Source organism: Ruegeria sp. HKCCD6604 (assembly GCF_013110635.1).
Classification (GTDB): Bacteria; Pseudomonadota; Alphaproteobacteria; order Rhodobacterales; family Rhodobacteraceae; genus Ruegeria.
In genome coordinates this window covers 37,878-49,874 of the sequence record NZ_WVQW01000010.1, presented here as the reverse complement: position 1 = coordinate 49,874, position 11,997 = coordinate 37,878, and the positions used below count along the sequence as shown (strand labels likewise).

15 protein-coding genes are annotated in these 11,997 nt (G+C 58.9%); 7 read left to right on the top strand and 8 right to left on the bottom strand.

Going from position 1 to position 11,997, the window contains the following annotated elements:
- Positions 1-19 precede the first annotated feature (19 nt).
- Genes flgG through GS614_RS18740 form a run of 4 tightly spaced genes read left to right on the top strand, consistent with a single transcriptional unit; the run spans position 20 to position 2,468 of the window.
- Positions 20-805: a flagellar basal-body rod protein FlgG gene (flgG, locus tag GS614_RS18755; protein WP_171206385.1), complete on the top strand. Its 786-nt coding sequence runs from the start codon at positions 20-22 to the stop codon at positions 803-805.
- Positions 805-1,221, top strand: a complete 417-nt coding sequence (gene flgA / locus GS614_RS18750) for a flagellar basal body P-ring formation chaperone FlgA (protein ID WP_171206384.1) — start codon at positions 805-807, stop codon at positions 1,219-1,221. The genes flgG and flgA overlap by 1 nt, the downstream gene beginning before the upstream one ends.
- Positions 1,221-1,952, top strand: coding sequence for a flagellar basal body L-ring protein FlgH (gene flgH / locus GS614_RS18745; RefSeq protein ID WP_171364230.1), 732 nt, complete (start codon positions 1,221-1,223; stop codon positions 1,950-1,952). The genes flgA and flgH overlap by 1 nt, the downstream gene beginning before the upstream one ends.
- A gap of 9 nt (positions 1,953-1,961) precedes the next feature.
- The gene (locus tag GS614_RS18740; protein ID WP_171120138.1) at positions 1,962-2,468 is read left to right on the top strand and encodes a flagellar basal body-associated protein FliL; all 507 of its coding nucleotides are present in this window, start codon (positions 1,962-1,964) and stop codon (positions 2,466-2,468) included.
- 33 nt (positions 2,469-2,501) lie between these two features.
- Here the strand turns inward: GS614_RS18740 and GS614_RS18735 are convergent, their stop codons facing one another.
- The 8 genes from GS614_RS18735 to GS614_RS18700 form a co-directional block, all read right to left on the bottom strand.
- Positions 2,502-2,888 carry a hypothetical protein gene (locus GS614_RS18735; RefSeq protein WP_171727052.1) on the bottom strand — a complete coding sequence of 129 codons (387 nt, stop codon included), beginning with the start codon at positions 2,886-2,888 and terminating at the stop codon, positions 2,502-2,504.
- Complete coding sequence (gene flhB / locus GS614_RS18730) at positions 2,885-3,973, bottom strand: flagellar type III secretion system protein FlhB (protein WP_171727051.1); 1,089 nt, start codon at positions 3,971-3,973, stop codon at positions 2,885-2,887. The genes GS614_RS18735 and flhB overlap by 4 nt, the downstream gene beginning before the upstream one ends.
- Complete coding sequence (locus GS614_RS18725; RefSeq protein ID WP_170345688.1) at positions 3,970-4,743, bottom strand: flagellar biosynthetic protein FliR; 774 nt, start codon at positions 4,741-4,743, stop codon at positions 3,970-3,972. Before GS614_RS18725 ends, flhB begins: the two co-directional genes overlap by 4 nt.
- Entirely contained in the window at positions 4,740-6,767 is a 2,028-nt protein-coding gene (gene flhA / locus GS614_RS18720) for a flagellar biosynthesis protein FlhA (RefSeq protein WP_216601210.1), read from the bottom strand. The genes GS614_RS18725 and flhA overlap by 4 nt, the downstream gene beginning before the upstream one ends.
- A gap of 69 nt (positions 6,768-6,836) precedes the next feature.
- Entirely contained in the window at positions 6,837-7,535 is a 699-nt protein-coding gene (locus GS614_RS18715; protein ID WP_371809417.1) for a transglycosylase SLT domain-containing protein, read from the bottom strand.
- Positions 7,536-7,608: 73 nt separating this feature from the next.
- A complete protein-coding gene (locus GS614_RS18710) occupies positions 7,609-8,037 on the bottom strand; it encodes an Lrp/AsnC family transcriptional regulator (protein ID WP_152459759.1) in 429 nt (142 codons plus the stop codon).
- 52 nt (positions 8,038-8,089) lie between these two features.
- Positions 8,090-9,409, bottom strand: coding sequence for an MFS transporter (locus GS614_RS18705; protein ID WP_171727049.1), 1,320 nt, complete (start codon positions 9,407-9,409; stop codon positions 8,090-8,092).
- 3 nt (positions 9,410-9,412) lie between these two features.
- Entirely contained in the window at positions 9,413-9,670 is a 258-nt protein-coding gene (locus GS614_RS18700) for a metal-sensing transcriptional repressor (RefSeq protein WP_171206378.1), read from the bottom strand.
- A gap of 133 nt (positions 9,671-9,803) precedes the next feature.
- Between GS614_RS18700 and GS614_RS18695 the strand changes: the two genes are divergently transcribed.
- From GS614_RS18695 to lptC, 3 genes are read left to right on the top strand one after another with little or no spacing between them, the layout of a single operon-like run.
- Entirely contained in the window at positions 9,804-10,418 is a 615-nt protein-coding gene (locus GS614_RS18695) for a ribonuclease D (RefSeq protein WP_171120154.1), read from the top strand.
- Complete coding sequence (locus tag GS614_RS18690) at positions 10,415-11,383, top strand: SIS domain-containing protein (RefSeq protein ID WP_171120156.1); 969 nt, start codon at positions 10,415-10,417, stop codon at positions 11,381-11,383. The genes GS614_RS18695 and GS614_RS18690 overlap by 4 nt, the downstream gene beginning before the upstream one ends.
- Before the next feature lie 11 nt (positions 11,384-11,394).
- Positions 11,395-11,994: an LPS export ABC transporter periplasmic protein LptC gene (gene lptC, locus GS614_RS18685; protein WP_171727048.1), complete on the top strand. Its 600-nt coding sequence runs from the start codon at positions 11,395-11,397 to the stop codon at positions 11,992-11,994.
- The last annotated feature ends 3 nt before the right edge of the window (positions 11,995-11,997 follow it).

The following is an 11,997-nucleotide window of genomic DNA, read 5'->3' as shown; positions in this document are numbered from 1 at the left end:
TGGATGAGGAGAGTTGGACATGCGGGCCCTTAAAATTGCCGCCACCGGGATGACAGCACAACAGATGCGGGTCGAGACGATCTCGAACAACCTCGCGAATATGAATACCACCGGCTACAACGCGCGACGGGCCGAGTTCGCCGACCTGCATTATCAACAGATGGCGCGGGCCGGCACCGTGAACGCGTCGGACGGAACGGTTCTGCCCACGGGTATTCAACTGGGTCTGGGTGTGCGACCGGCAGCGGTGACAGTGCAATTGGAACAAGGGGCCTTGTCGGCCACCGGGAGCGATCTGGATGTTGCAATCGAAGGTCGCGGATATCTGGAGGTGACCTTGCCCAGCGGTCAGGCCGCGTATACGCGCGACGGCAGTTTGAAGCGGTCGGCAGAGGGCCTGATCGTCACCTCTGACGGGTTTGCGGTTTCGCCGGAAATCACCATCCCTGACGATGCGCGTTCTGTTTCGATCAACGCGTCGGGCGAAGTCTATGCGTATTTTGACGATTCCCCCGAAGGTCAGTTGCTTGGGGAGTTTACGCTGGCCAGTTTTTCGAACGCCAAAGGCCTAGAAGCCGTCGGAGGCAATCTGTTCAAGGAAACCGAAGCTTCGGGTGCTCCGGTTCTGGGTACGCCGGGCGCAGACGGTCTGGGAACTTTGCGACAGGGTTATCTGGAAGACAGTTCGGTTGACGCCGTTCGCGAAGTTACCGAGCTGATCGAAGCGCAACGCGGCTATGAGATGAATGCCAAAGTCATCACGGCGGTGGACCAGATGATGAGCGCGACAACGCAGGTACGGTGATGCGACTTCTGGTTCTTTCTCTGGTGCTTCTGGCGCCAATTGCCGCCCAGGCTGAAATTGTGGTGCCGACACGTACGATACGGGCCAAGGAAGTCATTTCTGCGGCCGATCTCGAGTTGAAGCCAACAGATGTTGCCGATGCAATTTCAGACCCTGATCTTCTGATCGGACAAGAGGCCCGGGTGGCGCTCTACCCCGGTCGGCCAATTCGCGGCTCTGATGTCGGGCCACCTGCCATCGTGGATCGAAACGATCTGGTCGTGCTGGTGTTCAGCAGCCAACCCTTGTCGATCACCACCGAGGGCCGGGCCTTGGGGCGCGGCGCGGCGGGGGATCGCATTCGGGTCATGAACCTTTCATCCCGAACAACCGTAACAGGCCGAATCCGTCCGGACGGTCAAATCGAGGTACAGTGATGCACGGATTGCCAAAAACCCTTGTCCTCACGGCTTTTGCCTTGTCCGCATGTGGACGAATGGATCATTTGGGCAAACCGCCAAGTTTCACACCCAACGAGGATGCCCCGGAACAGGTTGCAATGTTGTGGCCGGGTTTGCCATTGCACACCCAACCCCAGCGAAACGTCGACCGGTCCTCTTTGTGGAGCGGCGGGCAGCATTCGTTGCTGGGCGACCAGCGGGCGATCAAGAAAGGCGACATCCTGACCGTCGTCATCGAGCTGGACGAGAAGGCAGAAATTTCGAACAATACCAGACGATCCAGATCTGGGTCCGAGACCCTCGAAGTCCCCAGCCTCTTCGGCCTGCCTCAGCGCGTGCAAAAGAACCTGCCCCAGGGCGCGTCATTGGATGAAGCCGTTTCGATTGAAGCGGATTCCTCGAGCTCTGGCCGGGGATCCGTCAGGAGAAACGAAAAACTGACTCTGCGTGTTGCCGCAACAGTGCTGGATGTGTTGCCGAACGGAGTTCTTTCAATATCGGGATCGCAGGAGTTGCGGGTCAACTTCGAACTGCGAGAGCTTCTTGTGACGGGATATGTCCGCCCGCAGGACATCTCGCGGCAAAACGAAATAACCTATGACAAAATCGCGTCAGCGCGCGTGTCATATGGCGGCAGAGGCCAGATAACGGATGTCCAGCAACCCCGCTATGGTCAGCAAGTTCTTGATTCCCTTTTGCCGTTCTGAGGTGAGATCGTGGTTGCGAAATTGATTCCCGTGATTTTTCTGATTGTTGGACTCGGTGCGGGTATTGGCGCGGGTCTGGTTCTTGCACCTGCAAAAAAACCTGAAACTGCCGTTGCCGAAAAAGAAGCAGTCAAAGAGGATAAGTCGGCCGGCAAAAAAACCGGGAAATCAAAGGAAAAAGGCGAGGGGGAAAGCTTTGGTTATCTGAAAATGACCAAGCAATTCGTCGTCCCCGTTGTAAAAGACGACCAGATCGAAGCCATGGTAACGCTGTCGCTGAGCCTTGAGGCGAACCCGGACATTACAGAAACCTTTTATGCAATCGAGCCTAAACTCAGGGATGGCTTTCTTCAGGTTCTTTTTGACCATGCAAACACGGGCGGCTTTGACGGGGCTTTTACAGAATCCGGGAACTTGGATGTATTGCGGAATTCCTTGCTGGAAGTGGCGCGCAAAGAATTTGGCGACGACGTGTCCAAAGTGCTGATCCTGAGTGTAAACCGACAAGACAGCTGACACTGACCGGCCCGATACGTCGGGTCGGTCAAGCTAGGGCCCGAAGTGCTTTTTGGCATTTGCTTTTCGGCTTGCCTGCTGAACTTTCTTTCGCAATTTTTCCACCGCTTGTTTTCGCCCAAAGGCAGTACGTAAAGCTTCCATTCCGGCCAGTTTCTGCGCGCGCGTTCGTGCCAGTTGCAGGTTCAATTGTCTCCGCGTCGCGGACTCCCAACTATTCCAGAGAACGTCGGTCCCTGAAACCTGATAGCCTTCGACCTTGGTGCTGTCTTGGCGCGCCTGACGGAGTTGACCGTCCAATCTGGCAAGTTGCTGCTTGATCCGTGCCTCGGCCTCCAGGATCGGTCGCAGCGCTTGAAACTGCTTCTGAAACGCTGCGTTGGTCACTTTTTCCAGATCGGGTAATTGCGTATGAGTCATCGAACTTGCTCCTTCGCGCGTTTTCGCATCGCTTCGGCAAACCGGATCGCGGCGGCAACAGGACGATAGTGCTCTTCGGCGATCTCCTGACCTATGTCCACGGTCGCGTGAAGGGCGCGAGCTGTGGGAGGGTCTGAATGGATCGGAACGCCTGCTTCTCCTGCGGCGGATCGGATGGTGGCGGCGATTTCGTCCACCCCTTTGGCAACGCAAACCGGGGCGCTGCCGGCAACCCGTGTCCATTTAAGCGCCACAGCATAATGGGTGGGGTTTACGATCACGACATCCGCGCCTGGAACATCTGCCAACATTTGGTTGGTTGCGATTTCCTGTGCGCGCTGGCGCCGGTGTTGTTTGACATGAGGGTCGCCCTCGGCATCCTTGGTTTCATCCATGATCTCCTTGCGCGACATACGGTTCTTGCGCATGTGTTCGGCATATTGCCAAAGGAAATCGACGACCCCGATGGCCAGTGCGATTCCGATCACGATGAACAGAAAGCGAAACAGCAGGTTCATCATGAGCAGAATGGATGACTTTGCCGGCGCCGCGCTGGCAGACAGAATCTCGGTTAGATTGGCCTTCAGAAACAGCGCAAGGCAGGTGCCGTAGATCAACAGTTTGGTGGTGCTTTTGGCAAACTCGAACAACCCGCCCCGCCCGAACTTGTTCTTTGCGTTCGAAATCGGCGAGATACGCGAAAGTTTTGGTTTCAATTTGCTTGGGGCAAAGATCAGCGCGCGCTGTGCGATCAAGTTCAGCAGAACAGCCGCGGCAGGAAGGCAGAACAGCAAAGCAACAGGTAGTAGGGCACTTTTCAAAACCCCAGCAACCGGAGCATGCGATGGCCCATCCGTCAGAAGCCGTGCAAATGCGTCGGACTGATCGATCAGGACCATGAACACGGTGCCCATATGCTCGACGGTGTATTGACCGACTGTAAGCAGGGCGATCAGAAGCCCGGTATATGCCGCCACAACCGACAAGTCGTTGGATTTTGGAACCTCACCTTTCTCGCGCGCTTTCAGCAGTTTTTGCGGTGTCGGTTCGTATGACTTGTCGCTTTCGTCATCACCTGCGCTCATCTTTGCGCTCCCATCGGGTTGGTGAAGAAAGCGACCAGCGCGTCAGCCCACACGGAAAGGATCAGCGGTGTGCCTGCGAACAGCAGAAACAGCCCAGCAAAGGTAATCGCCGGAGCACCGACGAAGGCTACCATCAACTGCGGCATTGCCCGGTTGATGACCCCAAGTGCCAGATTGTAGATCAATGAGGCGATGACGAACGGCGTTGCCAGTGCAAAAGCCAGCCCAAAGCTGTTGGCGACCTGATGCAATCCCCAGCGCGACACATCCGAGGCTTCGGGTGCCAAACCTATTGGAAACAGGGCATAACTCTGGATCAGGAACTGTGCGGCCCGGACGTGCAGGTCCATGATTACCGCGAGTGTCAGCCCTGCCAGGGTTAGCAGGTATCCCATGGCGGGGACCGGATCGGCCGCCGCGCCACCCAGCAGTTGCGACAATGACGTGGACTGAGCCGCAATAGACCCTGCGGTTTGCAGTGCGAGAACGAAAAGGCGCAAGCCTATCCCAAGGACAAGCCCGATCAGAACTTCGGTGCCGACCAGCCGCACGGTCGCCCAAAGGCTGGGGTCAATTCTTACGGGAGGCGCAGCGGGCAGTATGATCAGCGTGAAAGCAACGGAAGCACCAAGTTTTACCCGTGTCGGAATACTACGTTCACCGAAAGCTGGGAGCAGCGAGACAAGAGCGGAGACGCGCAGAAACACGACAAAGGCCTGCCACATTGCTTCGGCCAGCTGCGACAGCATTTCTGGCGGCAGGGCAATCACGCTGCAACAGTTCCGACCAAGGCAGGTTTGGCTTCCAGCCCGATTTCTTCGAAGGACAAAACCGGGTTGGACACGCCGCGTGCCTGCATGACGGTGCGCAGCAACCGACGGCGCCGGGTCGAGGTCACGACAGCCGGAAACAGGCCGTTGTCAGCGGATTTGGCGATGCTGCTCACAACTCCGTCGGCCAGTTTGTTGAACACGTTCGGGGGCAGCGCGACGTCCATGCCGGTATTTGGGGCGTCGATCTGGTAAGAGGCGAATGTGTCCTCCCATTCCGGGGCCAACTGGATCAGAGGGATCGAACCATCCTCGCGCTTCATGTCCGCGAACAGCTGAAAGCCAAGACGCTGACGCACCAGTTCACAGATGCCTTCGGGCTGGGTTGTGGTCAGCCGCGCCTCGGCGACACTTTCAAGGATCAGCGCCATGTTCCGGATCGACACACGTTCGTCAAGCAGCAGGCGCAGAACCGCGTGCAAAGTGTCGATCGGCACTTTGTCGGGGATCAGTTCATCCAGCAGTTTGCGGTTGGCTTCGGCGCGTACCGGGTCGCTCAGACGGGTCATTTCCGACAGCAGGCGACGGAGGGATTTCAGGGTCAGCAGGCGCGAGAAGTTCTGTTTGATGATCTCCAGCAGATGGGTGGCAAGAATTTCGGGCGGTGAGACTATAGTGGCTCCATTCAGCGCGGCGTCCTCCTGATCCTTGGGCAGGATCCAGCGTGCCGGAGCACCATAGACCGGCTCGGTCACGTCATTGCCCTCCGGCAAAAGGTCAAAACCGTCCTGCACGAGCGCCAGGATCAGATCGGGGTGCAAGACACCGCGTGCCTGTTCGACGCCCTGAACCTTGATCACATACGTTCCCGTCGGCAGGTCGGCGCGGTCGGTCAAGCGGATTTCGGGCAGGATCAGGCCAAAGGTCGACGCCACATAGGTCCGCATATTGGCAATACGAGCGTCCAGCCCCGTGCCAGGATTCAGAACCATGCTGACCAGATCCGGAGCGAATTCCAGATGGACATCATCCAGGTCCAAGATGTCGCCGATAGCCTGGGATGTCGGCGCTTCGGTTTCGGTCGAGGGCAGGTTTGCCGACGCGTCTGCGTCTTGCTGCTTTCGGTGAACATTGTAAGCCGCATATCCCAGAATGGCCGCGCCGAGGATGAACGGCAGAAAAGGGAGACCGGGCACCAGAGCGAACAGGACCATGAGCACCGCGACGGTGGACAATGCTGCCGGGTGGCGGCCAAGTTGAGAAAAGATGGCGTTGTCCGTGGCCCCCTGCGTGCCGCCTCGTGCCAGCAGAAGGGCAGACGCTATGGAAATGATGACGGCGGGAATTTGGGACACCAACCCATCGCCGACGGTGAGAATCGCATAGGTTTCGAACGCCGAGGCCAAGGGCATTCCATGTACGACGACGCCCATGACCAGGCCCATGACAAGGTTCAGCAACGTGATCAGAAGCCCGGCGACAGCGTCACCTTTCACGAATTTCGACGCACCGTCGAGCGAACCGAAGAATGTAGTCTCCTGCTGTTCCAGCTCTCGCCGTTCCTTGGCCTGCTGATGATCGATTGCCCCGGCTGACATGTCGCTGTCGATCGCAAGTTGTTTGCCGGGCATCCCGTCCAACGCAAAGCGCGCGCCGACTTCGGCCATGCGGGCGGCGCCTTTGGTGATGACCATGAAATTCACGATCAGCAGCACGCCGAACACCACCAGGCCAAGAAAAATACTGCCGCCCATGACGAAACTGGCGAAACCTTCGATCACGTCTCCTGCCGCATTCGGGCCGGTGTGCCCCTGCCCGATGATCAATTTCGTCGACGACACATTCAGCGACAGGCGCAACATCAAAGACGCCAGCAGAATCGTCGGGAAGGACGAAAAGTCCAGCGGGCGTTCAATGAACAGGGTCAGGGTGAAGATCAGGATGGCCAGCGCAAAGGAGGCCGCCAACCCCACGTCCAGAACCCAGGCTGGCATGGGCAGGATCATCATGACGATGACCGTCATCAGCGCAATCGCCAGCAGGACAGTAGGCGAAAACAGCGACTGGATGTTTACCTTGGGCACGCGAAACTCCTAGTTGAAGGCGATAAACGCGGTTGCGGCGCCTGCGGCCGGCACCAGAGACCCAAGCGCGCCGGTGCGGGGCGAGGCCGTCGGAATGGAGATCAAGGGGAGGCCGGCCTCGGTGAACGGATCCCGAGACGTGCCCGCAACCCGGGTTCGGGGGGCCCCTTCAAGCTGTGCCAGCACCGTTTGAAACCGCTCTTTGTAAGCTTCGGCAAGGGGTGTCGTGCGGGAATGATAAGCCCCCGTGGCTGCGGGCCACGATCCAAGCTCGGCATGGAGTTCCTTCAGGAACCGGGCGGCGTAGGTCGCGTTCTCATCTGGATCGAACATCGCGTCGATTGAACGGAAGGCTTTGCCGTGCCAGCGATAATTGATCTGAAAACAGCCGACATCAAAGCTGCGAGTGCCCGATTTGAAGATTTTGAACGCATAGGCCTTGGCTTTGACCTCGGACTTGAACCAGTACCCCTGGCCGCCGACGTTGATCGTCCAGGGCCAAGGCTGCAACCGGCCGTCCAGCCTGCGCCCTGTTTCAACGCGCGAGATGGCGCGCAGCACGTCCAGGGGCACGCCTTCGGACAAAGCGGCGCGGCGCGCGGCATGATCGCACAGGTCACCGGTTTTGGCATCTGGCATGGCAAACCCTGCCTGCGCCAAAAGCACATGCACCAACATGAGTAACAGCGGGAATTTCTGATTTGGCATTCTGCCGGTCCGGGATTCTGATCTCTCCCGGCCAAGCTAGCCAACGATCGGTTTACAGAGAGTTATCGCCGCTTCAGTTTCGATCTATCCTGCGCCCGAAAACAACGCTGGTATTGGTGCGCAAGACACCGGGAATTTTCGCCAGGTCATCGACCAGAATGTCCAGATCCTCCAGCCTCGGCGCCTCCGCCGACAGCATAAGGTCGAACTCTCCGTTGATCGACAGGCACAGTTTGACTTCGGGGTAGGCTTCGAGCCGCTTGATGATCCGGCTGGTTTCCTTTTGCTGCACTTCAAGCATGACGATGACCTGCACTTTCGGGGTGTCTTCGGTGGACCCGAGGCGCACGGAATATCCTTCGATCAGGCCGCGCTGTTCCATCCGGTTTATTCTCTCGTGCACGGTTGTCCGGGCCACACCCAGCGTGGTCGCAATCTGCGTGGTCGAGGCGCGCGCGTTGGCTTGCAGGGCGGCGATGATGCGACGGTCAAGCTGGTCCATTGGGGTTCTGGTTTGTGGTCATTGCGGGTTGAGATCAGGTCCAAGCGCCCGCTCAGGGTTCGCGCGGGATGCGCGGGTGCAGATCGTCGATGATGATCGGATGCGCGTGCGGGCCTGACCCGGCCAGATGTGGATGATCGGGCGGCAGGTCGGGGTGATCATGGGTGATCGGTTCCTGGTCGAGGCGCGGCCAAAGGCCGATTGCACCGACGACGCCGGCCACGGACAGCGTCGCCATGCTGCTGAGTGTCACGGTCGGACCAAACACGGTCATCAGCCACCCTGCCAGCGGGTAAAGAACCAGCCAGCAGCCATGCGAAAGGGTAAACTGTGCGGCGAAGACGGCAGGGCGATCCTCGGGGTGGGCCGACCGGGTCAAAAGGCGGCCCGAGGGTGTCAGGGTGGTGGAATATCCGAAACCGGTGAATGCCCACAACGCGGTCAGCAACCCGAGCGACAGAGGAGCAATTGCGGCCAGCATCGCGGCGACGGCCATGGAACCAGTGGCAAAAGCGGCGCCCGCGACCATGACCCGACGGTCCTCGATCCGATCCAGAAGGCGGGGCAAGGAAAAGGCCGCCAGCATCGATCCGCCCCCGAACCCGGCCAGGGCAATGGCCACGGCGCTTTCCGACAGGCCCAGATTGGCACGCACGATGACCACGGTGTTCACGATCACCATCGAGCTCAGCGCCGCCGCGCTCCAGCTGAGTGCAAGCAGCCCGCGCAACCGGGGTGTTTTCAGATAGATACGTATGCCACGTGTTGTGCGGTCATAGATGCCGCGGGGTCGGCTTGGCTTGGGTGACGGGAGCACGACCGAGACAACCAGCATTGCCGATGCGACAAAACCCAGCGCAGTACCCCAGAACAGGCTGTTGAAGCTGACCAGCAGCAGCAATGCGGCGGCGAACATCGGGCTCAGCAGGCTTTCCATATCGTAGGCCAGGCGCGACAGCGACAAGGCACGCGTGTATTCAGCTTCGTCCGGCAGCACGTCCGGAATCGTGGCCTGAAAGGCGGGCGTAAAGCCCGCCGACGCAGATTGCAGCACGAAGATCAGCACGTAGATTTGCCAGACTTCGGTCACGAACGGCAGGCACACTGCCACCGCAGCGCGGATCAGGTCCAGCACGATCAGCATCTTGCGACGATCCAGACGCTCGGCAAAAGCAGCGGCCAGCGGTGCAACGGTGACATAAGCCACCATTTTGATCGTCAGTGCCGTGCCAAGGACAAGGCCCGCAGCATTCCCGGCCAGATCAAAGGCGAGCAGCCCAAGGGCGACCGTGGCCAGCCCGGTTCCGGTCAGAGCAACGATCTGGGCGGCGAACAGGTGGCGGTAGGTGCGGTGTTTCAGAATACTCAGCATGGCTCAGAGGTACTTTGTAATCGCCTTGAAGTCTTCGATCCCGCCGCCATCGTCGTCAGCGGACAGGCAGTGTTCGATATGATCGTGAATCAAAGCGCGTTTGGCATTGGTGACGGCTTTTTCTACTGCAAACAACTGTTGGGCGACGTCCGAACAGGGCGCGTGCTCCTCGAGCATGGCAATGACCTTGGCCAGGTGCCCATGGGCCCGCTTCAGCCGGGCCGTAATCTGTGGATGTGACTGGTGGGCGTTGTCTGACATGGCTTATCCATATCCCCCCGATGGGGATATGGTCAAGGATTTGGCATCGAATGGCCCGCGACTTTCGGACGGCGTTGAGTTTGGAGACCAAACCGCCTATCTCGGAGGCGATATCGCACAAAGGAATAGTCGCGTGGCGAACCATTTGTACAAAAACGATCTGCCGGATGGGCTGGATCTGGGCCCGGTTGTGGCCATTGACTGTGAAACCATGGGGCTGAACCCGCATCGCGATCGCCTGTGCGTGATTCAAATTTCAGGCGGTGACGGAAACAGCCATATCATCCAGGTGGACAAGGGCCAGACCGAAGCCCCGAACCTGAGTGCCATGCTGGAAAACCCTGATGTCCTGAAGCTGTTCCATTTCGGGCGGTTCGACATCGCCGCGATGTATCACACCTTTGGTGCCCTGGCCGCGCCGGTTTACTGCACCAAGATCGCCAGCCGGCTGGTGCGCACCTACACCGACCGCCACGGGTTGAAGAACCTGTGCCAGGAACTGATTGGCGTGGATATCTCGAAACAACAGCAGATGAGCGACTGGGGCGCTGATACCCTCACGGATGCTCAGCTGGACTATGCGGCCTCGGACGTTCTTTATCTGCACCGCCTGCGGGACGAGTTGAACAAGCGACTGGCGCGCGAGGGCCGGACCGAGATGGCGCAGGCCTGTTTTGATTTCCTGCCGATGCGTGCGAAGCTGGATCTCGCCGGTTGGCCCGAAACGGATATCTTTGCACACTCATGACCGACACCGAAGCATTCCTGAGAACCGCCCGCCAGGTCGTCACCGACGAGGCCCGCGCGCTGGACGTGCTGGCCGACAGCCTTGACGAGCATTTTGCAGAGGCGGTGCATCTGATCCTGAAAGCCACCGGGCGCATCATCATCAGCGGCATCGGAAAATCGGGCCATATCGGCCACAAGATTGCCGCCACTCTGGCCAGTACCGGAACGCCTGCCTATTTCGTGCACCCGGCCGAGGCCAGCCATGGCGATCTGGGCATGGTTTCCAAAGGCGATGTGGTGCTGGCGATTTCGAATTCGGGCGAAGCGCCCGAGCTGGCCAACCTGCTGGCCTTTACGCGCCGCTTTGGCATTCCGCTGATCGGGCTATCCAGCAAGCCAGAAAGCACGTTGATGAAACAGGCCGATGTGCATCTGCTGATCCCGTCGATGGGCGAGGCCTGCGGTTTCGGCATGGTGCCTTCGATCTCGACGACGCTGACCCTAGCCATGGGCGATGCGCTGGCCATTGCGCTGATGAAGTATCGCGACTTCCGCCCCGAGGATTTTCGCGCCTTCCACCCCGGCGGAAAACTGGGTGCGCGGCTGAGTACGGTGCGTGACCTGATGCATACCGGCGACGCTCTGCCTCTGGTCGCGGCGAACACCCCGATGAGCGACGCGCTGATCGAAATCAGCCAAAAGGGTTTCGGCGTGGCCGGTGTAACGGATGCGCAGGGGCATTTGTCGGGCATCATTACGGACGGTGACTTGCGGCGGCATATGGACGGTCTGCTGGACAAAACGACCGAGCAGGTCATGACCGCCAATCCGACCACCATAACACCGGGCGCATTGGCCGAAGAGGCGGTGGCGATCATGAATGATCGCAAGATCACTTCGCTGTTTGTGGTCGACGAGGCTGCATCCGGGCAGGCGCTGGGTCTTCTGCATATCCACGACTGTTTGCGCGTCGGTCTGGGCTGAGGGAGGCCGAATTGGACAGGTATTCCCGCATGGTACAGTTCCTGAAGGTTCTGTTGCCGCTTGCGGCCATTCTGATGCTGTCCACAGTGTTCCTTCTGTCCCGCAGCATCGAAACCAACGTAACGGTGCCATTCGCCGAAAAAGACATTGACGAGCGGTTGGCGCAACAGGTGGTCACACAGCCGCAGTACCGCGGGACAACCCGCAAAGGCGAAGATGTCCAGATCGAAGCTATCCAAGCCAAGCAGGGCGACGAAGACGAAACCCCGAACGCATCCGAGTTTCGGGGCCGTCTGGGGCTTCTCAGTGGTGGAACGATATTTCTGGATTCCAATTCAGGTTTGATCCGCCCTGATGAGCGTACGGCAACTTTTGTCGGCGACGTGGTGATTACCACTGCCGACGGACTTCAAGTCACGACTGACCTGCTCAACACGTCGCTGGACGAAATCCGGGGCGACACGCCGGGGCGGGTGAACGGAACCGGGCCGATCGGCAATTTCTCCGCCGGACGCATGACCTTTGGGACTGAAAAAAAGGACGGACCGGTCCATATTGTTTTTACAGACGGCGTGAAGCTGGTATACGAGCCTGAAAAAGCAGAAAGATAACCT

Excerpts from the sequence above, each read along its gene's own strand:
- flgG (WP_171206385.1), top strand. The coding sequence starts at position 20 with ATGCGGGCCCTTAAAATTGCCGCCACCGGGATGACAGCACAACAGATG.
- flgA (WP_171206384.1), top strand. The coding sequence starts at position 805 with ATGCGACTTCTGGTTCTTTCTCTGGTGCTTCTGGCGCCAATTGCCGCC.
- GS614_RS18705 (WP_171727049.1), bottom strand. The coding sequence starts at position 9,409 with ATGCTGAGTATTCTGAAACACCGCACCTACCGCCACCTGTTCGCCGCC.
- GS614_RS18690 (WP_171120156.1), top strand. The coding sequence starts at position 10,415 with ATGACCGACACCGAAGCATTCCTGAGAACCGCCCGCCAGGTCGTCACC.
- GS614_RS18715 (WP_371809417.1), bottom strand. The coding sequence starts at position 7,535 with ATGCCAAATCAGAAATTCCCGCTGTTACTCATGTTGGTGCATGTGCTT.
- flhA (WP_216601210.1), bottom strand. The coding sequence starts at position 6,767 with ATGACGGTCATCGTCATGATGATCCTGCCCATGCCAGCCTGGGTTCTG.
- GS614_RS18700 (WP_171206378.1), bottom strand. The coding sequence starts at position 9,670 with ATGTCAGACAACGCCCACCAGTCACATCCACAGATTACGGCCCGGCTG.
- flgH (WP_171364230.1), top strand. The coding sequence starts at position 1,221 with ATGCACGGATTGCCAAAAACCCTTGTCCTCACGGCTTTTGCCTTGTCC.
- flhB (WP_171727051.1), bottom strand. The coding sequence starts at position 3,973 with ATGAGCGCAGGTGATGACGAAAGCGACAAGTCATACGAACCGACACCG.
- GS614_RS18735 (WP_171727052.1), bottom strand. The coding sequence starts at position 2,888 with ATGACTCATACGCAATTACCCGATCTGGAAAAAGTGACCAACGCAGCG.
- GS614_RS18710 (WP_152459759.1), bottom strand. The coding sequence starts at position 8,037 with ATGGACCAGCTTGACCGTCGCATCATCGCCGCCCTGCAAGCCAACGCG.